This window comes from Pseudomonadota bacterium (assembly GCA_026390555.1).
Lineage (GTDB): Bacteria > Bdellovibrionota_C > UBA2361 > UBA2361 > OMII01 > OMII01.
The window spans coordinates 1-26872 of the sequence record JAPLFS010000062.1 but is presented as its reverse complement, the minus strand read 5'-3'; the positions used below and the strand labels follow the sequence as shown (position 1 = coordinate 26872).

Below are 26872 nucleotides of genomic sequence, written 5' to 3'. Positions count from 1 at the left end.
TCCATTCGTATCAACCTCTCCGTTACCGTGCAGTCCGGTAAAGGCGCGCCCATCTGAGTTTCCTACCGTAACGGTCCGCTCAGATAGGTTTCCACTTAGCTCTAACGCTCCGTAATACCCAGCCCCAGCGCTGGCGCGTGAGGGATCTCCGTAATTAAGCGCTGCGAAGCTCCCTACCCTCAAGGGTCCACTAACTCCACCACTCCAGTTAACGTTCGCTCCACTATTGCCTGGCACCTCACTTACTAAGCCTCCGTTGGTAACGGAGCTAGCGTTTGTAGAGCTGGTACTACCCCAGGCGTACTCGCCACTAAGAGCCCCAAGGGTGCCCCTAGCTGCCTTCTCGTATTCAAGCTCACTTAGCGGTCGTAACCCGGCCCAATCAAGGTAGGCGCCTAGATCCTCCCAGCTCAGATAGCTCATCGCAACCGTACAGTATGTTTCAGAGGAATTGCGATCGGGTAACGTAGCAGAGCCGCTACCGCTCCAACTTAGATTATTACGATTTGTAAGTGAGTCTGTATTCTTTCCGCTATTAGTCGAAGCGGTACAGTCCCGATTGCCGCGGTAGTTGCCAGTAGTAGGGAGTGAGTTAAAGAAATCACGCCACTGCTCCTGCGTAATCTCGTGCCGCATTAGGTAGAACTTACCGTACCCCTTCGGAAAGGCGGCTGGGATCGTATACCCTGTAGCATCATAGTACTCGGCGCTAGCAGAGCTGGTTATAATCTCAGACTCACTAGTTATATACCACGGGTCGTTGTCAGCGGAGCCCTGCTTAAATGAGCTAGTTGAGGTGTTGTTATCCCCGGCATAGAACGCCCCATCCGGAACGTAGACCATATGTATGGCGTAGATGCGGTAGGTTAGGTCATCACCGTATACAACTCCGTCCTGCTCATAATCCCACCGTAGCTTTACATCGTTAAAGTCTACGCTCCCTGAGCCAGCGGCGTCGCGGTAGATAAAGACACCCACTCCGGGGTTAGTAGCTATATCAAAACTTGTGGCTGTATTGATAAGCCCAGTAGTTATCTCTGAACCGTAGGGTGCCGTATGTCCGGTATTGAGCAGCGAGCCGGGTTTCCACTCGCCGCTACCCCGTGAGGCGTTCTTAAACTTCATAAACACCCAGACGGCGTCCCAGTTGCTCCGCCCTGTGCTTAAGCGCCAGGAGTAGTTCCATGCAATGTCAAACTCGACATCCATGGTGCCGGTGTTGGTATCTACTCCACTTAGTATGAGATTAGAGAGCACCACGCTACTTGGTCCGGCGCTGGTAAAGGTCGGGGCGGGGGTTGGGGTTTCGGTTGGAGTCTCAGTCCGAGTCTCGGTTGGAGTCTCAGTAGGAGTCTCGGTCGGAGTCTCAGTTGGAGTCTCAGTTGGAGTCTCAGTTGGGGGAGCGGTCGGAGTATTGGTTGATGTCGGCGTTGCTGTTGGCGTTGGTGTCGAGCCGCTGCCGGTAACGTAAAGGTAGGTAATATTGACCCGATCTGAACCATCGGAATCTGACTCGTCCTTACTATAGGAAATTTGTATTTGGTCGTTGGTCAAAACCGCGACTGTTGAAGTGACGCACGAAGTACCACTTACCGAACCAAGACCAGTTACGACTAGCGATCGAATCCTTTGGATGGACCCAACGTCATAGCCGGCCTCTGAAGATGCGCAGATTTCAAAGGACAAAGTTCCCGTCGTATTTACAGTAAATGTCAGAATGTGATTGGTATCGTTCCCTAATCCGCCAACATAGCCAGTGATTGGGTCTACTGATGTCCCTGTGCCGGAATAGCTTAAATATGCCGCATTGTTGGTGGACAAAAATGTAAGTGGGGCCAGACCGGCGCTGGTAGAGGTTGCGGCGGGGGTTTCGGTCGGAGTATTGTTTGGAGTACTGGTTGGGGCAGCGGTTGCTGATACTATAGTTGCGTAAACAACAGCTTGAGCGTCCAGATTAGAGAGTGAGCCAGCAAGGTTGACCGTGAAGTTGTAACTAGCGCTAGCGCTACCAAAATACAACGCATAACCGCTACCAGGGGTGCTCGGAAAGGAGAGGTTTCCGTTAACGGTAATGGTAGGATTACTATTAGGTGTTAACGCTTTCACCTGTAGGTAGTCCGAGCTCGACGTGTTTTGTGCCGTAAGGTTCCCCGCAACTGTAAAGCCGGCAGCTAAATTGTAGGTAGCGGTGTAGTCGTCACCACCAGTACTCGCCTGCGAGAATGTGACGTTATAGAGGGTCAGGGAGCGTTATAGAGGGTCAGGGAGGTGCCAGGGGTGATGGTTGTAGTACCAGAATTACTGGCTGCGAAAGTTACCGTCCCAGAATTATGCGTAAATGTTCCACCGGTGCGGTTAAAAGCGCCAGAATTTATAGTCATCGTTCCACTGGTTGAGGTGAAGGCGCCACTTGATTCGGTAAGGGAGGTGCAAGTTATAGATTGGGAGCCACCGGTAAAGGTACCACCGTTGATGGTCATCGCACCAAACGAGACCGCATAGCTCCCCTGATCAAACGTCCCCGCTGTTACCGTAAGGGGGCTGGTTGTAGTGAGTGTGGTCGTAGGAGATAACGTTCCGCTAGCCTTATTTACCGTCCAGGTTCCAGTGGAAACAACGCCAGCGGACTGGGCAACGCTCTGGCTCCCCGTTCCGTTGAAAGTGACGTTAGCATATAGATTCGCCTGAGCATCCGAGATCGATAAATCGCCAGCAAGCGCCACCGTGATGTTAGAACTAGGTGTCGAGCTACCAAAATACAGCGGACTACTGCTGCCGGGTGTGCTCGGAAAGGAGAGGTTTCCATTAACGGTAATAGTTGGATTGCTATTAGGTGTTAACGCTTGCACCAGCAGGGTGTCCGAGCCCGATGTGTTTTGTACCGTAAGGTTTCCCGCAACCGTAAAGCCGGCTGCTAGACTCCCGATGTGTTTTGTACCGTAAGGTTTCCCGCAACCGTAAAGCCGGCTGCTAGACTATAGGTAGCGGTGTCGCTATCACTAGGATCCACCTTGGAGAATGTAGCGTTATAGAGGGTCAGGGAGGTGCCAGGGGTGATGGTTACACCACCATAATTGGGTGAAAAAGTTACCGTCCCTGAATTATGCGTAAATGTTCCACCGGTGCGGTTGAAACCGCCAGAATTTATCGTCATCGTTCCACTGGTTGAGGTGAAGGTGCCACCTGCCTGAACAAATCCAGAGCCCCCGATCGTAATACCGATAGCGGCTGATGGGCTAATGGTACCCGTATAGCCACTGTTAATATTTATGCCAAGAACGTTAATATTTGCGTCCATCGTAGCGTTGTTGTCGCAGTCGGCATCAAAGATCGCGGTATCACCCGCGCCTGGAACTCCTGCACCACCACCGGTGCAGGACGCCGGATTTGTGGACGCCCAGTTGTTTGCATCGCTCCAATCTCCGCCTGCGGAACCGACCCAATAACTATTAGCCCCAAACGCAGATTGCGGCAGAAACATGCTCGCAGCAACAAAGATTAAACCGAGAGCAAAACGTTTCGTTGAATATTGTAGATATCTGAACATAGAGGTACTCACCCCAATAGGTGTTTAAAAACAGGGCTAAAATTTAATTACATAATGTAATGTTGTTGCGACACCCATGAAATTGTTAGAAAAATGTTAGTGATTTTTCTAATGCACGCCGCAAACCGTTGCGCGAATGTCACAGGAGCGCACATAAAACTTCTACCCAAAAAGAGCCCGCGTAAGTACCATAGCTATCTCTTTGGCCTCTGTTTCTGCCGGATCTGAGATAATCCAGACAAGTTGGTCGGAACCGTTATCGCGCCCCGCATCCAAGCCAAATCGAGTAGTTATCTCAGCGATACACCTGCATATTACTATCGGATCCTTAGTTTCGCTTTTTACCCAAAGCAACTCAGAAAGGCTTTTGTTAGATAAGCTCGGATCTCGAAGACCTTCCAAGAGGCGTAGGTTGTTGGCGAGTTGCCTAAGAGCGCTCGGTGCTGGTTTGATAGTCGCCGACACCGCTGGCTCGGAATTAACTTGCTGAAAAGGTGTTCCCTGCACTGCAAGTTCTGTAGTTATCGGCGGCAGCTTTAATACCTGGCTCGACTTGATCTCTACCGCCTTCTTAACAAGTGGTAGGATACGAGCCCTGCCACTATCCGCCTGCTCAGGACTACTAAGCTTCGGTTGCGCTGAGATGATGGCTGGTTTGATAGGCTGCTTTAAAGACTGGCCGCGCGGTAACTTTTGGGTTGCTTGCTTAATCCTAGGGAGTGGCGCGCTATCTTGAGCCTCTTCGGAAATATCTACTGGTCTAGTTTTAACTTCCTTAAGCTGCTTAATAAGTATAGCAACATTAGGTACTAGTGAGGGATCGAGTAGTAATGCTTGCGCATGTAGGTAGTTGAGCTGTTTCGGCTCTAAGTGGTTGATTGAATGTGCAATCTGAGTCCTAATGTTAGTGAATCTATGTTGGATACTCCTTGCCAGTAAAGAGAGGTCGTTTAGAGATAGATCCTCAATTTTCACGAGAGAGGCTAGTGCCCGACCTCGAACCAGATCCATATCTGGGTCTTCAGGTTTTGCTATTACGTCATCAATTAATATCCGAACCCAAGATTGCCCCAGCATTTCAAGCTCAGCAAAGCAGCGTACAACTACATGCGGCAATTCTTGACGCTTAAGAGCGATATTTAATATAGCATCAGCCTTTGTCTTTAAAGCGGTATCTGACATCGCTATTTGAGCTACAAACTCATCTACCCGTAGTCCGCAGCTGCTTGTAAGCGCCTGGCTAACTAGGGTTTTAAAGGTTGGTTCAGATTCAGATTTAGTTTCAATATTTACGGATTTAACAGTTGTGCGTGCTAACATGCTCTTCCTCGAATATCCTAGGGGACAAGTTCTTGCAGAATGCACGAGTGTAGATGTTCGACTCAAGGAGAGGTAGGTTAGATTTGTGTTTAACTTACCAATAAGGCTTATACGCCACGGTTTGTTAGATTTTAGTTAGAACTTTGCACTCAACAGAGGGTAGGCGAATTTACTAGTCCCCTGCGGCGGGTGCGGAGATAACCTACTATCGGCTATCTTTTCGTTTTACGAGTGCCATAAGGGGGGCGCACGGTATTAAACTTATCGTATGCTTGCTTTGCTTCTGCAATAGAGGGGTATTTCTTACTAAATACTTGAAGCGCTGCAGTGTGAACGAGCGTTTTAGAATCAGTGTCAGCTCCGAATAAGTTCCGGGCATCAGTTAATGCTCTATCGTAGACCTGCTTGGCTTCAGCGATAGATGTGTGTTTCTTAATGAATACTAGACCCGCAGCAGTACGAACAAGTGTTTCAGAGTCAGTGTCTGCTCCGAATACGTTACGGGCCTCAGTTAAGGCCTTATGGTAGACCCGCTTGGCCTCAGCCATGGAGTTGTATTGCTTAATGAATACTTGAAACGCAGCAGTACGAACAACGGCTTCAGAATCAGTATCAGATCCGAATACGCTACGGGCCTCAGTTAAGGTCTTATCATATACTTGCTTGGCTTCAGAAATAGCCGGGTATCTCTTAGTAAATACTTGAAATGCAGCAGTACGAACTATTTTTTCGGAATCAGCGTCGGAACCGAATACGCTCTGGGACTCAGTTAACGCTTGATCGTAGACTTTCTTGGCTTCTGAGATAGAGTGGTATCTATTAGTGAATATTAGATTTGCAGCAGTACGAACAAGTGCTTCAGAATCAGTGTCAGATCCGAATACGCTACGAGCCTCAGTTAATGCTCGATTGTATTCTTGCTTGGCTTCATTGATAGCTTTGTATTGCTTAATAAATACTAGAAACGCTGCAGTGCGAACAACTGTCTTAGAATCAGCATCAGATCCGAATACGCTCTGGGCCTCAGTTAATGCCTTGTCGTATTGTTGCTTAGCTTCAGCAATAGTTGGATATTTTTTTGTGAATACTTGAAACGCGGCAGTGCGAACTAATCTTTCAGAATCAGTCTCAGATCCGAATACGGTGTGCGCCTCAGATAATGCCTTATCGTATTCTTGCTTGGCTTTAGCGATAGAGAGGTATTGCTTACAGAACACTCGAAATGCAGCAGTGCGAAAGAGCTCTTTAGAATCAACGTCAGATCCGAATACGCTGCGGGCCTCAGATAATGTCTTATCGTATTCTTGCTTGGCTTTAGCGATAGAGGGGTATTTCTTACTAAATATTAGAATTGCAGCAGTGCGAACAAGTGTTTCGGAATCGATGTCAGATCCGAATACGCGATGGGCTTCGGATAATCCCTTATCGTATTGTTGCTTAGCTTGAGCAATAGATGGGTATTTCTTAGTGAATACTTGAAACGCAGCAGTGCGAACAAGTGTCTTAGAATCAGTATCAGATCCGAACACGCTATCGGACTCAGTTAAGACCTTATCATATTCTTGCTTGGCTTTAGCGATAGAGGGGTATCTTTTAATGAATACCAGCCCCGCAGCAGTCCGAACTAGTTTTTCAGATAAAATATCAGATCCGAATACGCTATGAGACTCAGTTAGTGCCTTATCGTATGCTTGCTTGGCTTCAGCGATTGATGGGTATCGCTTATTAAATACCTGAGACACTGCAGTATTTAAAACTGCTCTAGAATTAGCATCAGATCCGAATATGCTTTTGGCTTCAGTTAATATTCTATCCACCTCAAAAACAGATAGAAAATGTGCTTTTTTAATAATACTCGGCCACACCCCTGCTTCACGTATCAGTTGATAATGCGCAACTAAATGTTTAACGAACGTTTCTGTTTTCTGAGGATTGCTTTTAAGGTCAGATACTTCAAAACCGGAAAACCTGGCACCAACGATACACATGTTTTTGGCAAACTTCATGAATAGAGGGTCTTCTCTGAGGCCTTTGTAATTTTCACCTACGCTAACAAACCCAAGAACTTCATCTTGAAGATTAGCGATACGCAGGCTTGCCCTACCTCTAGGAATTACGAACCTCGAACTACTAAGTAAATCGACGGAGAACTGTCTTTCTATCTCATTTGCTTCTTTGGTCTTAATCAGAATTAGAGACTCAAGGGTGTTCGCAAGCTGGGTTCTGGCTTCCTTAAGATCTGCAGGCTTTTCAATCATCTTGAGATTATGAGGGATATTCAAACCTTAGTCATGTTGAAGAGGAGTGGTCTGGAAACGACCTTAAAGCTCGGTAAGATTTGTAATTATATTACGCCAGTATAAGCTAGTCGATAATTAAATAGCTGAATAAGTTACTAAATTTATTTAGGCACTCTATCGATATGGCTAAATAGCTATAGGTTATCCACGCGCGGTCTTTTGTATATCACCACGCCAGCGACGGTAGTCGTTAAGAATTTTCACGGCATAGGTCAAAACCTCTGCCGGTATTTTGCGCTTACCGCCAGTTGCAGATAGCACATGCCCAGGGCCCCAGTTGTATGCAACTAGGGTCATAACCTTATCGCCCCCGTACTCCGCTTCGAGCTCTTTTAAGTAGGCGATGCCGAGCTTTAGGTTGTGCCCCTCTTCGTAGATGCGTAGTTTACGTATATTATTCCGTTCGGCGAGCCACGCACCGGTTTTAGGCATGATCTGCATCAACCCCTGCGCGCCTTTGTTAGATCTCGCCGTTGCATTAAAAGTACTCTCAGACTTTATAACAGCGGCCACAAAGATCGGATCGTATCCCTGCGCATGACTCTCAGCAACTATGCGCTCAGCTAGTGCTCGCGGATTATTGTGGCGCGGAGAGTATAGCTTAATAATCTGGTAAATCCGGGCTATGGTAGCCGAGTTTTTGGAGGCTCTTGGTGCTGTGTGGTAGGCAACTGGGATGATCGGCGGGGTTAGATTTGCCACTATAGCAGGCTTCTGTCTAGCTTTGTGTTGGTGTAAAGGTGCTAATAAAGATGTTTGACGAGCGTTGGTCGTTACCACGCGAGGTCGCTCCAGATCGGTTGCATCAAATGTTTGTATAATTGATCTCCTTAGATCCTCCGACCGAACTGTCGCTAACTCAATCTCTGAATCTACATCTGCGGTGGGCGCAGAGAGCATATAAGCAGCGGCAGAGAGAAAAAGAGCTATCGGTATTACAAAGCGGACCAAATTGGAATTAGCCCCAGATTCTGGTGCCTCGGTCTCAACAACTGGGGTAGCTGCAAGTAGCCCGGCACCCGCCGCGCGCGTTGAGCGAACAAGCCTTCCCTGCGGCGCTAGTATGGGGCTAGCAACACTCCTATTTGAGCGATCTAAATCCAGTTTCATCAGACACTTATCAGCGGATAAGGCAGTACTGCTTCACCTTAAATGATAACCAGCTGGAACCATTAGGACAGAATCTCAAGGATATCTTGCCGTGAAAGCGAGATCTCTGAGCTATCCCCGATAGCCTCAGACAGTAACGCCCTCTTACGGCCCTGGAGCGCTAAGATCCTGCCTTCGATGGTATCGCTTGCAACCAGGCGGTGTACCACTACTGGATTCTCCTGTCCGATACGATAGGAGCGGTCTGCCGCCTGGTCCTCCGTGGCTGGGTTCCACCATGGGTCTAGTATATAGACATGATCGGCTGCGGTTAGGGTGAGTCCAAGCCCACCGGCTTTAAGCGAGAGGAGCATCACCGATGGTCCATCCGAGCGTTGAAACTGCTCTACAATAGCGCCGCGCTCAGAGGTTGAACCATCGATGCGCGAGAACGAGATCCCCTGCTCGCTTAGCTTTGGCTCAATCAGATTAAGTAACGAGGTCCACTGCGAGAACACCAACGCCCGATGCCCCTGCTCCAGTGAATTGCCGAGAGATTCGAGTAGCAGTTCTATCTTGCTCGAGCTTTCAGCCGCAATTCCTGGCAGTAGCGCCGTATGACAACACGCCTGCCGCAAACGAAGGATAGCCTCAAGGGCCGAAAAGATCCCCTCTCCTCCACCAATTCTCTCTACAATCTCGCTGCGTGTTGCCGCCATAACCGATTCATAAACGGTTCGCTCCTCCTTACTTAACTCACATTCAAGCACGACCTCGGTTTTTGGTGGTAGCTCCTTTGCCACGTCGCGCTTAAGGCGTCTTAGAATAAAGGGCGTGGTGCGCCTCTTTAATCGAGCTGCTGCGCTCATCGTAGTGCTAGAGGTGCTGTGTCGCCTAAAATCGCTAACTGGGCCGAGCAGCCCTGGTGCTAGGAAGTGAAACTGACTCCATAGATCTAAGAGTGAGTTCTCAATCGGGGTTCCGCTTAGGCTTATCTTAAAAGCACCGCGCAGTTTATACGACGCGCGCGCTACCTGACTATCAGGATTTCGAATCATCTGAGCCTCGTCAAGGATAATAGTATCCCACTCCTCTGTCTGGAGCTGCTCTATATCGAGGCGCATAAGTGCATAGCTCGTTATGGTGATGGCAGCGGCGCAGTCGAGAACGCGTTGTGGCCCATGATATAGCGATACCGTAAGAGCCGGCCTAAAGCGCGCTATCTGCTCACGCCAACTGTGCAACACCGAGGTTGGCGCCACAACCAAGGTTCGTCCCTCAGCAACGCAGAGCGCCTGTAGGGTTTTTCCAAGCCCCATATCATCAGCCAGCAGTCCGTTTAGTCCGTGGCTACGAAGAAATGATAACCACCGCACGCCGTCTACCTGGTAGGGACGGAGCTCCGCTGTTAGGTCCCCTGGAAGTATAGCCTCTGGTAGGCTATCTACATGCTCCAGCCCTTTTCGTAATCGTTCGAAATAATCCGGTGTGGCAAGACCCAGCGAATCGCAGATCTCGCTCACTTCGGGCAGTAGCGCAGCAGGACTCCTCTGCTCTGAGGCTCGAAAGGCTAGCATACGTTCAAGTGCGACAAGATGCGACGCAAGCCACTCCTTAGGGAGCGCTCCCCATCCGCCACCAGTAAGTTGAACGAAGGAGCCCCCTGCGTAGTGCGCAGCAAGTGCGCTTTTAAGCGAGATAGTTGCGCCGGTTGGGCTACGCAGGATCATATCAAGCGAGTCTGTGCCCTCGCTAAAGGTGGGCTCTAGGGAACTCGCTGGATTAAAGATAGTAACGCCATCACCGCGCGTCTCCCAGCCACGTAATCGCTCTACAAATCTAACGGCGCCCTCACCGTTTAGAACCAAGGCCTCGTTTAGTCGCAGAGCTAAACGTCTACCCAGATCGCGCTCAAGCCGGGACTCCTCAACTGGGTCCCTAACTGGAACCTCGCGCCGAGAGAGCAGTTCAAGCGCTCCGGCGCGCACCTCGGCTATCACCGGATCTCCGTATACTAGGTGGGGAATCACGCTCATACGGGCTCCATCAGGGTCAGAAACCGTCTCAATCACGATACGGGGCGCTATACGCCTAGCGCGTGGAAGCTCCTTTGTTTGCACCTCAACCGTAACCTTAGACTCTAGGTGAGGGATTATTCTAGAGGCGAGCTCGCTAGCCATAGCGGCTGGAAAAAAGGTTCCCTCTCCTGATATTAGCTTAAGCTCCTCAAGGGTGAGTGCAGAGTCCTCAACGGCGCAGAGCGCCCCATCTAATAGAGCAACTCCGTTTTCAAAGAGCTCAGAAACCCCTGTCGTGAGATCTCTACGCACCCTAAAGCCGCCTGACTCATCAAGCACAATAACACTCGGAGCTATCGCCTCGAGCAGTACCCGTATCGGCTCGCCATCTAGCTCTACGTTAGAAACGCGCGCAAGCATCGGGATAAGTAACCGCATGGTCTTAGGATCGAGCACGCCATCTTTTCTTCCCGTCAGGATATGATCAACTAGTAGCTCCTCATTTGTGTATGCGATTGGAGGTAAGGATGACGCGCGGGCCGTAATAGCCTGCGTGAGGGATGTAATAAATGGCTCGCGCACCTCTCCAGCACACAGCACGCGCGCAAATGATATCCGACCACCGCGCCTAGATAGAGTATGTACGACGACCCCTGGTGCCGTACTCGACGCGCGCATAAGGGGGCGCCCAAGAAGTCCCTGACGAACGGCTAAGATCGTTGCTACGACGTGCTTACACGGGTCTTCGTTTGCACCGCAATCACACTGCCACAGCTCGTTAGCTTCAGAGAGTACTACCGTTAAGATACGATCGCGGGGACCCTGATGAAGCGAAAACGTCCTCTCATCACCCAGGACGCCCCTGCGCTCCTGAAAATCGGCGTTACGGGCTAACTCAACACCTGCTGACCAGGTAGAGTGCGAAGCAAGCTCGCGCGCTGTTTTAAAAAGCGTATCCATATCGTTTTGACTATGCGGCGATGCTGATTTTTTGCTCGCCGTCTAAGAGATCTATGAGGTTGGCGATAGCTGCAAAGATCTCCTTACTATCCGTAGCGGTCTTAACCCGATCGAACCATGAAATAGTGCGGCGCTTATGCGCATAGTTAAGCCACTGCTTTATACGCGCAACGGTCCTTCTATCCCCCTCGGCGTTATTCCTCGACTCAGTAGCGAGGCGCGAAAGAATCTCTAACCAAAGGGTCGGCGAATCGCCGCAAAAAGAAACCCCCTCTACACGCCCCGGCAATCCTAGATACTCAGCGCAACTAGCGAGCATTCCAGGCTCGGCCAACGCGCCGCGCCCTATCATAAAGTGCTTACCGCCGCTCTGCTCCTCGCACCGTTTAAGATCATCGAGACACCAGATCTCTCCATTTGCAACCACCGGAATATCCAGCTCCCGACGCACCCTTCCGATCGGCTCCCAATAGGCGGGCGGAGTATAGCCCTGCATCTTCGTGCGCCCATGTATCGTAATCCAGGAGGCACCGCCACGAGCGGCGCGCTGCGCATTCTCATAAATAGCTGTCGGGTCCTCCCAACCTAGTCTGAGCTTCGCTGAAACGGGAAGATGCTTAGGAACCGCGCTCCTAACAGCCGAAACGATCGCTTCAATTCGCTCCGGGTATTTAAGTAACGTCGCTCCTCCGTCGTGCCTATTAACTGTAGGTGCTGGACATCCAAAGTTGATATCAATTCCAGTAGCCCCAATACTTACGGCAGATGCAGCAGCCTCCGCCATTAGATCTGGATTACCGCCAAGGAGTTGAAGCTGAACCGCCGTTCCATAGCGAGTAACGCTCCCACAGGTGAGCTCCGGCATATCACGAATAAAGCTACGCTCCGGGGGCACAAGGGTCGAGATACGCACGAATTCAGTAACACAGTACGAAAACGGCATCAGATCCGTAAGAACTCGGCGCATCAGATGGTCAGTTACACCATCCATCGGCGCCAGTACGAGCGCCGGTTTATTGGGATCTATAAAATTGTGCGAATTTGCCAGGAGCGTCACGATGCTTGCTTCTCATTCGCGTCGATAGTGTCTGTCAGATGGCGAGACTCAGAGCTAAGCAGCCCTTGAAAAGCCTCTTTTGGAACAATAACCTCCGTAGGCCCAAAAACATACGGCGCTATCTCGTAGGGATTATACTGCAAGAGAAGCCCCATTGGGGTAATACCGAAGTTGCTCGGAACTAAGATCGGATCCCCGGGCTTCATAAAGAAACCAGCCTCTGCCAGTGATCTACCCACAGGAATCTGGCGCGTGCGGCGAAACTCCGCCTCAACGATAGTTTGTAACATGCTCCTTGATTTTGGATCTATTATGTCATCAAGCGAGAGTCTGCGACCATCTCGTGCATTGAATGTCAGTAGTGTGCGGTCATTAAATCCGTGCGCGCCACCTAAATAACCCTGACTGACTATATCGATAGTTATTACATCTGGGTTCTCGAAAAGTACTGTCGCCGTCCGACTAAACTCCCAATCGAGCGTAATATCAGAGAGCCCCTCATTTACGAACTCATCAAAGCGCTCCTTGAGCTCAGCCATTACTAAATCTATAGTTTCCTGGCGCTCCTCGCTGTCGAGTGGGGCATAGAGCACAGAGGAGGTCTCCTTTGTAATTGCAGCGCGGGCTTCTGGTGATAGCTCCTTAGATAGGCTCGGTAAGGGATCGAACAATATCTTAACGCACGGTGTTGGATTGCAGGCCCCGAGCAGCTTCGGCTCTGCAGCTACGCGCTGCGTCTCTAACGGCTCTGTAGCAAGATCTGGCGTAGTTATTGAGCAACCAAGAAATACGCTTCCAAGAAGCGCTATGGGTATAAGGCGTAGTGGGGTGTTTATCATATAGCAGCTAGACTACACCCCTGGAGTATCCTTCGTCAAAACACTACTGCGCTCGCACCTTGCCACGAATAGTTCTGGCTTTCTTAAGGGTTGCGCTCATATAGTCACGGTTCATCTGCGCGATATACTTGATGCTTATCCCCTTTGGGCAGGCCTCCTGGCACTCGCCGTGGTTGGTACACCCTCCAAAAAGCTCGGCATCCATCTTAGCAACCATGCTAAGCACCCTCCGACTGCGCTCCGGCGCACCCTGCGGTAGTAGTGCAAGGTGGGTAACCTTCGCCGCCGTAAATAGCATCGCCGACCCGTTTGGGCACGCCGCTACGCAGGCACCGCACCCGATACAGGCAGCGGCATCGAAGGCCTCATCCGCTAAGTCCTTCTCAATTGGAATAGAGTTGGCCTCCGCCGCAGCTCCGGTCTGAACCGAGACGTAGCCCCCCGCCTGTTGAATTCGATCAAAGGCGCTACGGTCAGTTACTAGATCTCTGACAACAGGAAAGGCTGCAGCCCTAAACGGCTCTATATATATAGTATCGCCGTCCTTAAAGGTTCGCATATGAAGCTGGCAGGCAGTTGTGAGGCTCTTAGGGCCGTGCGGACGGCCGTTAATGGTCATGGAACACGACCCGCAGATCCCCTCTCGGCAATCGTGCGCAAATGCTACCGGCGAATCGCCACGCTCTACCAGGTGCATATTCAGAACGTCTAGCATCTCAAGAAACGAAGAGTCGCTACTAACTCCATGAACCTCATGTTTTTCGAATCTTGCTTCCCCCGTAGCACCCTTCTGGCGCCAAACAAACAACGTAAGGTTCATAACATAGCCTTTATTTGTAATTTCTAGTAGCCAGGTGAACGTTATCGAAGGCGAGTGGCTCCTTGGTAAGATCGTGCCCTACCCCATCCTGCTTCTGGCTCCACACGGCAGAGTAGCAGTAGGCGTTATCATCACGCTTCGCTTCGCCGTCCTCGGTCTGATACTCCTCTCGGAAGTGTGCACCACAAGATTCGTTGCGGTTAAGGGCGTCTAAGCACATTAGCTCCCCTAACTCAAAGAAGTCCGCCACACGACCGGCCTTTTCAAGCTCCTGATTAAGCTCCTGAGCCTCGCCGCCGATAACTGAATTCTGCCAGAACTCCTCTTTTAGGGCAGCTATCTTTGAGAGCGCCTCTTTGAGCCCCTGCTCGGTTCGCAACATTCCGCACTTATCCCACATGATTCGCCCAAGCACTCGGTGATAGTGATCAACCGTCTTGGAACCCTTCATCGAGAGGAACTTCTCTACTCGCGCGTTGGCACGCTCCTCGGCTGCGCGCACCTCGGCGTGCTGCGGCCCTACGGCGCTCAAGCTTTGCTGTGCAACGTAATCACCGATCGTATAAGGCAGTATAAAATAACCATCCGCCAAGCCCTGCATCAGAGCGCTTGCGCCAAGTCGATTAGCACCGTGGTCTGAGAAGTTAGCCTCTCCTGCAGCAAAGAGCCCAGGGATAGTTGTCATCAGATTATAATCTACCCAGAGACCGCCCATCGTATAGTGCGGCGCTGGATAGATACGCATCGGAGTTTTATACGGGTCATCTCCAGAGATATTTGCGTACATATCAAGGAGGTTTCCGTAGCGTGCCTGAATTACATCTTGACCCAGGCGCTTTATAGAATCAGTGAGATCAAGATATACACCAAGTCCCATAGGCCCAACGCCGTAGCCAGCATCACAACGCTCCTTTGCAGCGCGCGAGGCGATATCGCGTGGGGAGAGATTTCCGAAACTTGGATAACGGCGCTCAAGATAGTAATCTCGCTCGCTTTCAGGAATATCGCTCGGCAAGCGCTTATCCCCCTGCTTATTCGGAACCCAGATCCGCCCATCGTTTCTAAGTGACTCACTCATCAGGGTTAATTTCGATTGGTGCTCCCCCGATACCGGAATGCTGGTAGGATGAATCTGCGTAAAACATGGATTTGCCATACCGGCGCCATGTTTATAGGCGCGCCAAATGGCGGTCGCATTAGACCCCATCGCGCTAGTTGAAAGATAGAACACGTTTGAGTATCCACCCGTTGCAAAAACAACTGCATCGGCCACGTGGCTTTCAATCAATCCGGTCCTTAAGTTACGCGTTACGATACCCCGACACCGACCATCTACGATAATAAGATCCTGCATCTCAGTCGATGGGTGCATCTCGACCGTTCCGAGGTGGATCTGGTGATTAAGCGCAGCATAGGCACCAAGCAAAAGTTGCTGGCCGGTCTGTCCCTTGGCATAGAAGGTTCTAGAAACCTGAGCTCCACCAAACGATCGATTCGAGAGAAGCCCTCCGTACTCACGCGCAAACGGCACCCCCTGCGCTACGCACTGGTCGATTATATTAACGCTCAGTTCAGCTAGACGGTAAACGTTCGCTTCACGCGAGCGAAAGTCGCCGCCCTTGATCGTGTCATAAAAGAGGCGAAAGACGCTGTCGCCATCGTTTTGATAGTTCTTAGCGGCGTTAATACCACCCTGCGCTGCGATGCTGTGCGCCCGTCTCGGGGAGTCCTGAAAGCAGAACGCTTTAACGTTGTATCCTAGCTCGCCTAGCGATGCAGCGGCAGCACCACCGGCTAGTCCAGTACCAACTACTATTACTGTGTGCTTGCGTTTATTGGACGGACTAACGAGCTTAATATGGTCTTTGTGGCTCTGCCACTTCTGCTCAATCGGGCCTGATGGAATCTGCGCGTTAAGTTCTAGCTGCATAGCGTTACTATCTGAATAATAATATTTAGCCGTGGTTATCTACTTGTGGTGGTGCAAGGAGTCCGCTAACAACAGCGAGCGGGACCGAGGAGAATCCGATAAAAAGTCCGATCGCTACGATCTTGGCCATTGTGCGCATACCACTGTTCCAACGTGGAGTATCAACCCCCAGGGTCTGAAACATGCTCCACGTTCCATGGTAAAGATGTAACCCTAAGAGCGCCATAGATACTATATAGAAACCGACGATCGGATAGCTCTGAAAGGCGCTAAATACGTTGGCATAGATCTCACCCTCACTAAACCCACGAAAGTGCACTGAGCCGGTCGTAAAATGTAGGATATGGTAGGTGATAAACGCTATAAGAAAGAGTCCGCCGTAGAGCATCGTCCGCGATGCTGCATTAGCCGAGCGATACGAACTTATCTTGTAACCCTGCGGCTTTGCTCTTCGATTAAGGCGAGCTAATTGAATACCGCTAAAAGCGTGCAATATAACGCAAACAATAAGCACTACGCGCACTAACCAAAGTACGCCGGAGTGTCCTAGCAGTTCGGATCCCATCTCATGCAGAAACCTTCCGTAACTGTCGATCTTGTAGTCATCTGTTTTGGTGTCGAACCCTGCGAAGATCTTAAGGTTGCCGGCCATATGCCCGACCACAAAGCCAACCAATACTAGTCCGGTCAGCGCCATCGTCATCTTTTTTCCGAGCGTTGAACCGTAGAACTCTTTTATAAGACTCATAATACGTAATTATTCACCATCTGTTATCTTTGTATACGTTAATGCTTATAGGAGATTTAATAAAGGGGTCAAATTAATGTACTAACAAGCCCTTTTACCCCTAGCGCTTCACCGGCTATACTAAAGAGGTGAATCCTAGCCTCTACCAGATCAATATAAGAACATTTCTATCGAACCTAGGGCGGCAAGCTACCCTAGACGATATCCCAGATCTGTTTTTGGACAGACTCGCACAGCAGGGCTTTGATTGGCTCTGGCCGTTAGGGATCTGGTCAATTGGTACGGCGAGTAGAGCGGTTTCTCGCTCTGAGCGTGGTTGGCGAGATGAGTACCTAAAAACTCTCCCCGATCTATGCGACGCCGATATCGGTGGCTCGCCTTTCGCCATCACCGCCTACTGCACAGATCCGGCCCTGGGAGGAGATGAGGCGTTAGCACGACTTAGGGCGCGCTTAGCAGATCGTGGAATTAAGCTACTGGTTGACTTCGTGCCCAATCATGTAGCACTGGATCATCCATGGGTGAATACTAACACAGAGTTCCTAATTGAAGGGGACGAGCGTAGTCGCAGCGCGGCACCGGATCGCTGGATCACGCTACCTAATGGAAAAGTATTCGCCTATGGCCGTGATCCGAACTACCCCGGCTGGCCCGATACCCTACAACTTAATTATCTTAATCCGTTGCTGCGCGAGGCGATGACAACCGAGCTGCGCTCGATAGCTACACGCTGTGATGGGGTGCGCTGTGATATGGCGATGCTACTTGAGCCCGAGATCTTTGCACGCACCTGGGCGGAAACCCTTGGGTGTAGCTCTGAGGGTCTGCCCTCTTTCTGGCCGGCAGCTATTAAAGCAGTCCGGCAGGATAGCCCTAAGTTTCTTTTTATGGCCGAGGTCTATTGGGGCTACGAATGGAGGCTCCAACAACACGGCTTTGATTACACATACGACAAAACGTTCTACGACAGACTGCTGGATCTTAAGGCCCCTGCCATACGCGAGCACTTGGCTGCGCCGCGTGGATATCAGATGCATATGGCTCGCTTTTTAGAGAATCACGACGAGTCGCGTATCGCCGCAAAGCTGCCTCTACCCGCACATCGCGCCGCCGCCATTCTAACCTTTCTCGCCCCAGGCCTTAGGTTTTTTCACGACGGGCAGCTTCAGGGCAGTAAGGTGCGGGTTCCTGTGCACCTTCATAGAGCGCCGCGTGAACTGCCTTGCAGCGAGGTCGCGGAGTTCTATAAAGCGCTTCTTCCGATCGTACACTCCCCCGCTGTGCGCTCAGGCGCCTGGCACATGCTTGAGATTTCCCCTGCTTGGGCCGGAAATCCTACGCACGAGAACTTCATCTGCTACCTGATCGAGCACCCCCTTGATCATCTCCTGGTTGTGGTTAACTACACCTCATACCGTGGTCAGTGCTTAATTAAGATTCCAGAGCGCAGCTGGCTTAACGGCTCAGCGGAGCTACGCGATAAGTTATCCCACGAACGGTGCGTCCGATCAGCGCTTGATTTATCGCAGCGTGGTCTGTTTATAGATGCTCCGGAGTGGGGAGTTCATATATTCTCGATCGAATGCTACTCATGAACTGGCTTGGTACCGTAGCGCACCTCCCGATAGTTCAACATCTGCCTGCCATCGCCGCAGGTATCAAGGAAACCTCAATCTCGATTCTTGAGTCCCCTCCAGGGAGCGGGAAAACGACCCTGCTACCGCTTTATCTACTGGACGAGCCGTGGCTACAGAGCAAAAAGATCCTGGTTCTACAGCCCCGTCGGATAGCTGCTCGCAGTGTAGCTTTGCATATGTCGAACCTGCTTCAACAGCAGGTCGGTCAAACGGTCGGATATCAGATCCGAATGGAGCGTAAGATCTCTGCAAAAACTAGGATTGAGATCATAACTGAGGGGTTACTAACTCGCCGTATTATCTCTGACCCCGATCTCTCTGATGTTGGATTAGTTATATTTGACGAGTTTCACGAACGAAGCGTTCACGCCGACCTGGGGCTCTCTCTTCTGTTGGAGGTAGTAGCCAACCTACGAAGCGATCTTAAGGTCGTTGTTATGTCAGCAACCCTAGGCGAGAGTGCTGCTCTCGCAGCACTTGCAAATGCATGGCGTTACAGCTTCTCACTTGCCCCGCATAAACTAATTATATCGTACCTGCACGGCGAGGCGCGCCAACCGGTATGGCAACAAACCGCTGCAGCTATTCGCTCCGCTCTTGAGCAGCATGAGGGAGATCTCCTAGCGTTTCTTCCCGGAGTTTATGAGATTGACCGTTGCCAGGGGGAGCTTGAGCGCACTCGCAGGTCAGAGCTACTAAGCAAGCTTTTCGGCGAGCTCGATTATGCCGAGCAGCTTAAGGCGCTTCTTCCAGAGCCATCAGGGCGCAGAAAGATAATACTAGCAACACCGATAGCAGAAACTAGTTTGACCATCGAGGGGGTACGGATTGTTGTTGATAGTGGTTTGCATAAGGTTGCGCGTACGGAGAGCTCCGGAGTAACTACGTTAAAAACGGAGCGGATCTCACGTGACGCAGCAGATCAACGAGCCGGAAGGGCTGCTCGCACGGCGGCCGGGGTTTGTATTAGATTATGGAGCGAGCACGAACAACGAGCACTTCGTCCTCAACGCGAGCCAGAGATCCTGCGCGCTGACCTTACCCCTGTCGTGCTTGACCTTGCTGCGTGGGGTGTTCGTAACTGCCTGGAGTTTCCTTGGCTAACTAAACCGAATCCGAAAGCGCTTGAAGACGCCCTTGCCACCCTACGAAGTATCGGCGCTATAGATGGCTCCGGTGCTATAACCGAGTCCGGTAAGGTTATCTCTCGGTTCGGCGCTCACCCACGCCTGGCCAAGATGTGCCTCGATGCGCGCATCTTTGGTTATGAGGAGCTAGCTGCATCGATACTCACGCTACTTGAGGAGCGTGATATACTGGCTGGCCGCAAGGCGAGTGCGAACTTACTTGATCGACTTGAGTTGCTTAATAATAGCGGCGGCAATAACGGCGCGGTACGGCGGCTGCGGGAGCTTAGGGAGCGTTGGATGGGGCGTATTCGCGCCCTACCTGCTTTGCAAGCCTCGCAGGCTTCGCAAGCCTCGCAGGCTTCGCAAGCCTCGCAGGCTTCGCGTATGCCTAGCGCAGTAGATGCCGTTGGATTGTTACTAGCCTCCGCTTTTCCTGAGCGGATAGCAAAGCGCCGCGAGCCGAACTCACCAAGGTATCTATTAGCTAACGGATCGGGGGCCACCCTTGCTGTGGATGATGCTCTTAAGGAGAGCGAGTATCTCGTGGTGGCTGATATGCATGAGGGATTGGGTGATGGGAGGATCTTCCTTGCGGCTCCATTTAATCCAGAGCTCTTTGATGGAGTATTGAGTGGGCTTATCAGCAGCAATACTCGTAGCTCTTTTAATGAGGAGCGAGGAACCCTCAGTCGTTTCTGCTCGAGTAGCTGCGGCGCTATTACAGTTACCGAGCGCACGGTGCCGCTACTAGATCCGGATGAGCAGCGGGAGGCCTTTCAGGAGTGGCTAACATCAGCCGCTGGGTTTGCAAAGATTCCGTTTAACGCCACAAGTGCGCTGCTGCGACAACGGATAGCATGGTTACGCCAGATCGGTTTTGCGGAACCCCAACCCCTTCCGGACCTCTCCGATCAGGCGCTACAGAATAAAATCTCAGAGTGGCTCGCGCCATTTCTCCCACAAAGGTGCTCTGTTAGTACCCTCACCCCCGCGCTCGTACAACAGGCACTAGAGGCGCTCCTCTCCTGGCAGCAACGCCGCACTATTGATCTTGAAGCTCCGGCAACTATCACCCTCCCAAACGGAAAAACTAGACCACTCAGGTACTCAAATAACGAGGCGCCCATCGTAGAGGTTATTCTGCAGGACCTCTTTGGACTCTCTGATACTCCAACCGTTGGATCTAGTAGAACTCCCCTAATTCTTCACTTACTCTCACCGGCACGACGCCCCGTTCAGGTAACTAGCGACCTGGCAAGTTTTTGGAGGAGCGGCTACCAAGAGGTTAGAAAGGAGCTGCGCGCTAGGTATCCCAAACATAAGTGGCCAGAAGACCCCATCAAGGGTTCGTAGCCCAATATCAAACTCTAGCCCTTACGCTTGCCCCTCCCCTCAGAATACTGTCTTATAATGTGCATGGTGCTTTATCGATCCATTAATACTGTAGGCATGTTTTTATCCTTTGCAAATTGCCTTATCTTGGCACTTGCTGGGTGCTCACATACTTTACAACCAGGGAACGTAGATAGCGCAACCTCACCACAACTAGCGTCCCAGCTCCTCGGTACGCAACGCGAAGAGCTCCCTAACATGGATACCCTCGAGGATGAGGACGATGTAGCCCTCTTTGGTTCTGCTGAGCAGCGCGCACTAACCATAAGTAACCTTTGGTACAAGCACGGCGAGCGGATGCAGGAGAGTAGTGCAGCGGGCTCGCTTGCATCATTTATTCGTGCTGCGCACTTTGCTAGCGAGGCGCTTCAATCTGAAGCGTGTAGCGATCCTTTTAACGAAACATGCGGAGAGCTGCGTGTCGGCTATCGACTAGCGCTTAAGAGGCTAGTTGAGTTGGTTGCTAAGGGTAACTGGGTCGCGCCTGAACTGGCTCCTACTAAGTATCGGTTAGAGCTTTTAAATGGCGAACGACCCCTGGAGCTTGCGGGCTGGCAGATACATCTACCGACTGCGGAGTGGTCTAAGAGCACTTACCGCAGAGCTGGCATCGGTCTTGAAGCGGTAGCGTGTAGCCCTACGGAGCACCCCTTAACGATCTGTGTTCCACTCACCTTTGTGCTGACTTTTGATGCCCCGACGGATAGTGAGCGCATCGGAGCGCAACTCTCTACCTTTGATGGATATCAGCACGACATGATTAAGATAGGCGAGCGCGAGCTCTCGCTTGCGGCGGATTTTGCAGCCGCATGGCGCCTACTTGTCGAGCAGGCGCGCCTTGCTCGAAGCCCAAAGCTCTTCTGTTTAAGCACGCCAACTAGCCTAGCTACTACTCTTATCGCTATCACCGATATTACGACCGCTACACCTACCTGGACAGAGGAGTATGCAGTGCTATCAAACGATGCTCGGCTGCGCAGTCACTACGACCTCTGTTTATATCCGGTCTCTAAGCAGCTAAGAGCCGAGCCGCAGGGCCGGAATCTGCTTAATATATTACGTAAACTATCTGCCAACGTTAATGTCTCTGAGTTACAACAACCAAGTACTCAAGCCTTCTTTGTGGCGGACGGGGATAGCGCCTCTGCAGTTCTCATGTCATTTCTTGGGCATGTTTTGCGACAACATGCCGTTCGAACCTCCACCACTTCTGGAGCAACACTAAAGATTAGTGGTGTGTATCTCCTTAAGCGCCAGGGGCAGTTGCAAGCTCCAGCTCGACTACTTGCTACCGAGAAGCGCCTAAAGAAGCTCACGGCGCAGCTTAAGATTCCACTTAGCGGAGCAGCCGAGTCCCCCGCCCCGGGCCAGCTTCACCCCTTAGCAGCAGAGCTAAAAGGGCTACGCAAAACGCTCTACGAGCTAATTGAACTTGAGACTCACGAGACAGCCCCCGTTACGGGGACCCCAACAGAGGAACCAGAGAAGCTCGAGCTCTCGCCTATCTATTAGGAGTAGGCAGACACCCACTATTAAGGGGCGAGTTTGCGGAGTAAACTGGCGTGAAAGCAAACCCCGATCAGGGGACGTCAACATATACAACGGTAAAACATGGTGAATATTTACATCTTAGTAGCCGCAATTGCTTTTGCGGAGCGGGCCCTTCTTAGCTCGGTAGGATACCATTTCGATCTAGAGTCGTGGTGGATAGTTTCTGGAATAGTTCAAGCCGGAGACTCCGTTTATGCAAACACGCACCGCTACAACTACGGCCCCTGTTGGGGCTACATACTTGCGGTGCTGCGTTGGCTCAGTCAGCAAACTGGCCCCGATACGATTGAGAGATTTCATCTCTTCGTCTCCTCTTTTTTGAGCCTCTTTGATATCGGAATTGCTATAATCCTAGGACGACGTTTCGGGCTCATCGCATATGTTTTTTTTCTACTCAATCCGATCGGGATTATGTTGACCGGTTACCGCTCCCATATGGATAACGTAGCAATCTTATTTGGGCTTGCCGCCTGGGAGATATTCGCCTACAGAGCCCTCTCCATTAAAACTATACTTCTCTCAGGTTTTTTATTGGGCCTCTCGCTTTCAACCAAGCATATCCTAATCGCCTTCTTGGTATGGCTCCCTTTTCTTCGCCGCCCTGTTTTAAAAAACACACTCCCTGCAATGGCAATTAGTTGCGTGGCTGGTAGCCTATTTATTCTGAGCTTTACGCCGTGGCTTTTCGATCCGGCAAGTCTTCAAGGAATAAGGAAGCATGTAATTGAATATTCATCAACGGAGGGCTTCTCAATTATCTTTGCATTAAAGACCTTTACAACTGATTACTTGGGGCTAAGCTCTCTTAGCGGTGTGCCGCTACGCACTATATTTATCGTGCTACTTAGCGCCGCTGGACCCCTAGTAGCGATATTTACAAAGGCATGGCAACGCGCTTTCTATATCTATCTACTGGCTGTATTTGCGCTTTCATCTGGAACGGCGGACCAATACCTGGCTGTGCCGCTGGCTACGGTTGCAATCTCTCTTTACACCCCTTGGGCTTGGTTATTTACCGCTATAGGAACCATTGGAATTCTGCTTGGCGGCGACAACATCCTCTCATCGTTCGGAGCTCTAGCGAGTCAACTTCCATTCTTTGCGGCGGCACAGCTGTGCCTGTTGGTACTATGGTATCAATTGCTCCGCAGACCCACCACGCGTATCAAGGCTTAGCTTTGCGTGTTTTCTTCTTTGTCCGTCTTGGTCTCCGACATACTAACAGCTTTTTTTACAGTACCGTAAGCAGGAAATCCCCCCATCTCGTAACTATATACCGGATTCACTGCGTGACACCCGGTCGCAAAGGATAGGCTTAATAGGGATGCAATTAGTAATATAGTGCGGGTCATATAGAACTCCAAAAACATACAGCTCGAAACTTCTTTATCCGTTATGAACCGAGAAACGATCTGTGTGCCCTAAACCTCGCAAGATTGCTATTTAAATACGAAAATCCACTACTCTGACAACCGATTCGCTAGTAGTTGCGCTACAAAGGCATGGCCAGTTTGATTCAGATGACGGTCATCATCTAGATATAGGGGCACCCCCTGCCAGGCCACAAAATCCTCAGTAAGATCTAAGGTTAATATCCCCTCAGAGAGGGAGACTTCTCGTGCCCTACGCTCCGTATTAAAGGCGGCCTTTCCGCGCTGCTCGCCCTGAATCTCGGTATAGGATGGAAGAATAACTACTACAAATCTGATCTTACGTTGATAAAGCTCCCTCTTAAACTCCTGCAAGACATGTCGCAGAAGTTGCGTTGAAAGTTCAATATCCTCCTGCGATTGAAGCTCCATTAGATCTTTATCTGCGAACAGAATCTCTTCAAGCCGAGCTTCATCGCTCTGCGGAAGATATCGCCCGGTCGCAATTAATCTAAGAGCTATCGGCAATCTAAATGGTGGGAGGATCTCCTCGACCGGGTTTGGGTGGTTCTCAACTATTACATCAGCCTTGATGCGATAGATCTTATTTTTAACTAGGTCCATAAAGTCGTTAGGTGGATAAAGTGTGAGAATAACGGTATCTGGCGCTAGAGCTAGCGCATACCTTTTAAGCACGCCCAGGGCCTGATCGGGGCCGTATCCGGCAACGCCTAAGTTAAGAACCGAGGTCTTCATCAGCCGCTTCTCTAGCTGCTTTGGAAATGTCTCGTGCGCATCAACTGCCAAACCCATCGGGAAGGAGTCCCCAAGCACGACGATCCTTCGCTCAGTTGTCTTCGGACCAAATTCGGCGTTACGAAACCCCGCACTATTAAGCCCCAAGCTAGCAGAGCCCTTAAGTTGGTAGAGAAGTTGCGGGTCTAATCGAAAGACAGCCGAGCCTCGCCCCCCGGCCACGTCCTTACCAACTAGCAAAAAGATCGGCTCTATTCCATATAGGTACAGCACAAACTCACTAAAGAGGAGGCAGATAAGGGATATTGTGATCCACTTTGCTATAGCTTTGATCGTCACTTAGCCTCCGTGCTAGTAATTGAGATCCTGCGCTTCTTATCGGGACTTAGCCAGCGCCTGAAAGAGCTCAGTAGAACCGTGACAGTACTTACCAGGCATCGAAAAGAACTCCGTGCTTACTGGTCGTGACATTATGGTATCCACTACAAGCTTGCTCTGCCCCACAAATACCCGCAAGACCCGATCGAATTCAGGATACTCGGCGGAAAGTATCCCTAGGTCATTCTCGGAATCTCCTAGTACGATTAAGCAGCGCCGTTCAGTTGGATTAACGCAATCGAGGATATAACGAACCCCCTGCTCCTTGGTGCAAGTGAATACATCAACGTAGTTTCCGCCCCTAATAAGCTTATAGCCGTTATCGGATACGATCTGCACTACTGCTGGGTCGTTAATGTAATCTGAGAAGATCTTTTGCTGTATGGGGCCCGCTATATTCTGCTCATGGAAAAATATGGCGGCCTTGCTTGGCAGAATCTCTATGAATGACTGCGTCCCGAAGGAGTCCGATATTGAGGTCAGAGAGAATCTGCGTCCAGACCCTATTAAATCGTCCCGTAGCACCTCAGAAAATACCGGCGTATCGCAACCTACGGCGCAGCAGATCGCCCGATCCATGGCACCGATCAAGGTTCTACGGTCAGTTTCCTTAAGATCTGCACCACTAGATAGCTCCACGAGTTGCCCAGCGACTACCCGCCCGCGCCAAGCACCAACTGAGTGCACAACGTATAGTTGCTCATCTTTAACGGCACCTAACGGTTTAAGTAGAAACTCGGTTACGGAGTGGCCGGAGTCGGCTGTGGCCAGCACCATCATCAGGCCCCTCTCTAGGAGTACCCTCTGGCTCTCTCTCATTGCAGGAAGCATCCCGTTCGCAGTTTGCGTTATCAAGGTACCGGTCATGTCGCTCACAACAACCAGATCGTCGGGCTTGATCGTGCTAAGCTCACTGGAGAGTTCATTCCAACCCTTCGGAGTAGGTGTGATACAGATGCTTTTTTCGGCAAACATTATAGATCTCTGTAGTTTTAAAATGTGGGTTGCTAAAAACGGTTGTAATACCGTTGGCTAAGCAACCCAATAGCCTTTTGCGGGAACCTTTCTTAAATTACGAACCTGTGGTTAGAAATTCAACGGTAACTAGCTGGTCAAGATCGCTCGTTTGATACTTAACTCCTCGTAGCTCTTTTTCTACGAAAACGAGACCATCATATCTAATGTTATCGTTGTCGGTCCAAAGTACGGCTTCAGAAGATACGGGCTTCCCGTGATAATTCTTCCATGTGTACTTTTTGACCTCCGTGAGAACAAGTGAGACCTTGCCGTCATCGTTATCCTTCAGCTCCACAATTCCCTTAAACATTGCGGGAAAAGCGTAGGGCTGATTTTTCGAGATCCAAAGTGCTGCAAGCATGCGCTTGCCCCCTTTCTGAAAGTGAGAGAAAAAACCTTAACGCATCTATATGATACAGTTTTTTAAGGAACTACTCCACACACCGTTGCGATGTGGCAAATGTCATAGAAATACTGTTTTCTCGAGCCCTTACCAACCTTTGATATGAAAAATCGGTTCCTCACCGATAAGTGTGGGTACATTAGATGAGAAACCCCTGCGCGGGAACGTGAACCGCTTCCCGTTACCTGCCCCCGCTCCGATAGCGGTTAACCCTTAAAAACCAGCTTTGACAGCATGGCCGCCAAGCTGCTCAAAAGACTCGTAGGAGTTTTAAGTACGCTCGGATCAACAAGGTTCCACGCTTTCAACAGGTCAAAGATCGCGGCACACTCCAAAGTAGAGCCCCGCGCAATACTATAGTAGCGCTTTTTGTCGGCAACGCCTGTTTTGCCTGCACCTTCTGCAATATTTAATGAAATGGAGCTGGCGGCGCGGCGCAACTGGTTGACAATATCGCTATTTCCGTTCAGGAGGAGGCGAATAACACTAATAACCTATTCAGTAATTCAACCGACTTTTGATAGACTTCGAGCTTTTCATGACAAAACATATCTTCTATTAATCGGTGCTTTTCGAAATAAGTTTCCGGTATCGGAGCGGGAGCAGGTAA

General features: G+C 50.6%; 20 protein-coding genes. 5 read left to right on the top strand and 15 right to left on the bottom strand.

Features of this window, described 5'->3' with window-relative positions:
• The 12 genes from NTV65_08035 to NTV65_07980 form a co-directional block, all read right to left on the bottom strand.
• On the bottom strand, positions 1-2106 hold a 2106-nt coding region (locus NTV65_08035), incomplete at its 3' end, for an SUMF1/EgtB/PvdO family nonheme iron enzyme (protein ID MCX6115145.1).
• Between the two features lie 134 nt (positions 2107-2240).
• On the bottom strand, positions 2241-2849 hold the full coding sequence (locus tag NTV65_08030) for a hypothetical protein (GenBank protein MCX6115144.1): 609 nt from the start codon (positions 2847-2849) through the stop codon (positions 2241-2243).
• Positions 2850-2914: 65 nt separating this feature from the next.
• A complete protein-coding gene (locus NTV65_08025; protein ID MCX6115143.1) occupies positions 2915-3547 on the bottom strand; it encodes a hypothetical protein in 633 nt (210 codons plus the stop codon).
• 162 nt (positions 3548-3709) lie between these two features.
• Positions 3710-4867, bottom strand: a complete 1158-nt coding sequence (locus NTV65_08020; protein ID MCX6115142.1) for a hypothetical protein — start codon at positions 4865-4867, stop codon at positions 3710-3712.
• Positions 4868-5079: 212 nt separating this feature from the next.
• Positions 5080-7125 carry a hypothetical protein gene (locus NTV65_08015; protein ID MCX6115141.1) on the bottom strand — a complete coding sequence of 682 codons (2046 nt, stop codon included), beginning with the start codon at positions 7123-7125 and terminating at the stop codon, positions 5080-5082.
• A 183-nt stretch (positions 7126-7308) separates the two neighbouring features.
• Entirely contained in the window at positions 7309-8277 is a 969-nt protein-coding gene (locus NTV65_08010) for a lytic transglycosylase domain-containing protein (GenBank protein ID MCX6115140.1), read from the bottom strand.
• A gap of 62 nt (positions 8278-8339) precedes the next feature.
• On the bottom strand, positions 8340-11234 hold the full coding sequence (locus NTV65_08005; protein ID MCX6115139.1) for a DEAD/DEAH box helicase: 2895 nt from the start codon (positions 11232-11234) through the stop codon (positions 8340-8342).
• Between the two features lie 10 nt (positions 11235-11244).
• The gene (locus NTV65_08000) at positions 11245-12291 is read right to left on the bottom strand and encodes a tRNA-dihydrouridine synthase family protein (GenBank protein MCX6115138.1); all 1047 of its coding nucleotides are present in this window, start codon (positions 12289-12291) and stop codon (positions 11245-11247) included.
• Complete coding sequence (locus tag NTV65_07995; GenBank protein MCX6115137.1) at positions 12288-13130, bottom strand: DUF3298 domain-containing protein; 843 nt, start codon at positions 13128-13130, stop codon at positions 12288-12290. The genes NTV65_08000 and NTV65_07995 overlap by 4 nt, the downstream gene beginning before the upstream one ends.
• Positions 13131-13173: 43 nt before the next feature.
• Positions 13174-13950: a succinate dehydrogenase/fumarate reductase iron-sulfur subunit gene (locus tag NTV65_07990; protein ID MCX6115136.1), complete on the bottom strand. Its 777-nt coding sequence runs from the start codon at positions 13948-13950 to the stop codon at positions 13174-13176.
• A 10-nt stretch (positions 13951-13960) separates the two neighbouring features.
• Positions 13961-15880, bottom strand: a complete 1920-nt coding sequence (locus tag NTV65_07985; GenBank protein MCX6115135.1) for a fumarate reductase/succinate dehydrogenase flavoprotein subunit — start codon at positions 15878-15880, stop codon at positions 13961-13963.
• Positions 15881-15905: 25 nt separating this feature from the next.
• Positions 15906-16628 (bottom strand): succinate dehydrogenase cytochrome b subunit, encoded by a 723-nt coding sequence (locus tag NTV65_07980; protein MCX6115134.1) that lies wholly within the window; start codon positions 16626-16628, stop codon positions 15906-15908.
• 128 nt (positions 16629-16756) lie between these two features.
• On the opposite strand from NTV65_07980, the gene NTV65_07975 reads away from it, so the two are divergent.
• From NTV65_07975 to NTV65_07960, 4 genes are all read left to right on the top strand, one after another.
• Positions 16757-18223, top strand: coding sequence for an alpha-amylase family glycosyl hydrolase (locus NTV65_07975; protein MCX6115133.1), 1467 nt, complete (start codon positions 16757-16759; stop codon positions 18221-18223).
• Positions 18220-20748 carry an ATP-dependent helicase HrpB gene (gene hrpB, locus NTV65_07970; protein ID MCX6115132.1) on the top strand — a complete coding sequence of 843 codons (2529 nt, stop codon included), beginning with the start codon at positions 18220-18222 and terminating at the stop codon, positions 20746-20748. The genes NTV65_07975 and hrpB overlap by 4 nt, the downstream gene beginning before the upstream one ends.
• A gap of 237 nt (positions 20749-20985) precedes the next feature.
• Entirely contained in the window at positions 20986-22299 is a 1314-nt protein-coding gene (locus NTV65_07965; GenBank protein ID MCX6115131.1) for a hypothetical protein, read from the top strand.
• 99 nt (positions 22300-22398) lie between these two features.
• On the top strand, positions 22399-23514 hold the full coding sequence (locus tag NTV65_07960; protein MCX6115130.1) for a hypothetical protein: 1116 nt from the start codon (positions 22399-22401) through the stop codon (positions 23512-23514).
• 284 nt (positions 23515-23798) lie between these two features.
• Here NTV65_07960 and NTV65_07955 read toward each other — a convergent pair whose 3' ends face one another.
• The 3 genes from NTV65_07955 to NTV65_07945 form a co-directional block, all read right to left on the bottom strand.
• On the bottom strand, positions 23799-24803 hold the full coding sequence (locus NTV65_07955) for a hypothetical protein (GenBank protein MCX6115129.1): 1005 nt from the start codon (positions 24801-24803) through the stop codon (positions 23799-23801).
• Between the two features lie 36 nt (positions 24804-24839).
• Positions 24840-25817 carry a hypothetical protein gene (locus NTV65_07950; GenBank protein ID MCX6115128.1) on the bottom strand — a complete coding sequence of 326 codons (978 nt, stop codon included), beginning with the start codon at positions 25815-25817 and terminating at the stop codon, positions 24840-24842.
• A 97-nt stretch (positions 25818-25914) separates the two neighbouring features.
• Entirely contained in the window at positions 25915-26220 is a 306-nt protein-coding gene (locus tag NTV65_07945) for a hypothetical protein (GenBank protein MCX6115127.1), read from the bottom strand.
• A 411-nt stretch (positions 26221-26631) separates the two neighbouring features.
• On the opposite strand from NTV65_07945, the gene NTV65_07940 reads away from it, so the two are divergent.
• On the top strand, positions 26632-26872 hold a 241-nt coding region (locus tag NTV65_07940; protein ID MCX6115126.1), incomplete at its 3' end, for a hypothetical protein.

What these genes read in the sequence shown, in the direction of transcription:
- NTV65_07960 (MCX6115130.1), top strand. Translation starts at nt 22,399, where the DNA reads ATGGTGAATATTTACATCTTAGTAGCCGCAATTGCTTTTGCGGAGCGG.
- NTV65_07985 (MCX6115135.1), bottom strand. Translation starts at nt 15,880, where the DNA reads ATGCAGCTAGAACTTAACGCGCAGATTCCATCAGGCCCGATTGAGCAG.
- NTV65_08010 (MCX6115140.1), bottom strand. Translation starts at nt 8,277, where the DNA reads ATGAAACTGGATTTAGATCGCTCAAATAGGAGTGTTGCTAGCCCCATA.
- NTV65_07990 (MCX6115136.1), bottom strand. Translation starts at nt 13,950, where the DNA reads ATGAACCTTACGTTGTTTGTTTGGCGCCAGAAGGGTGCTACGGGGGAA.
- NTV65_07965 (MCX6115131.1), top strand. Translation starts at nt 20,986, where the DNA reads ATGGATACCCTCGAGGATGAGGACGATGTAGCCCTCTTTGGTTCTGCT.
- NTV65_08005 (MCX6115139.1), bottom strand. Translation starts at nt 11,234, where the DNA reads ATGGATACGCTTTTTAAAACAGCGCGCGAGCTTGCTTCGCACTCTACC.
- NTV65_08015 (MCX6115141.1), bottom strand. Translation starts at nt 7,125, where the DNA reads ATGATTGAAAAGCCTGCAGATCTTAAGGAAGCCAGAACCCAGCTTGCG.
- NTV65_07945 (MCX6115127.1), bottom strand. Translation starts at nt 26,220, where the DNA reads ATGCTTGCAGCACTTTGGATCTCGAAAAATCAGCCCTACGCTTTTCCC.
- NTV65_07980 (MCX6115134.1), bottom strand. Translation starts at nt 16,628, where the DNA reads ATGAGTCTTATAAAAGAGTTCTACGGTTCAACGCTCGGAAAAAAGATG.
- NTV65_07995 (MCX6115137.1), bottom strand. Translation starts at nt 13,130, where the DNA reads ATGATAAACACCCCACTACGCCTTATACCCATAGCGCTTCTTGGAAGC.
- NTV65_07950 (MCX6115128.1), bottom strand. Translation starts at nt 25,817, where the DNA reads ATGTTTGCCGAAAAAAGCATCTGTATCACACCTACTCCGAAGGGTTGG.
- NTV65_08020 (MCX6115142.1), bottom strand. Translation starts at nt 4,867, where the DNA reads ATGTTAGCACGCACAACTGTTAAATCCGTAAATATTGAAACTAAATCT.
- NTV65_08025 (MCX6115143.1), bottom strand. Translation starts at nt 3,547, where the DNA reads ATGTTCAGATATCTACAATATTCAACGAAACGTTTTGCTCTCGGTTTA.
- hrpB (MCX6115132.1), top strand. Translation starts at nt 18,220, where the DNA reads ATGAACTGGCTTGGTACCGTAGCGCACCTCCCGATAGTTCAACATCTG.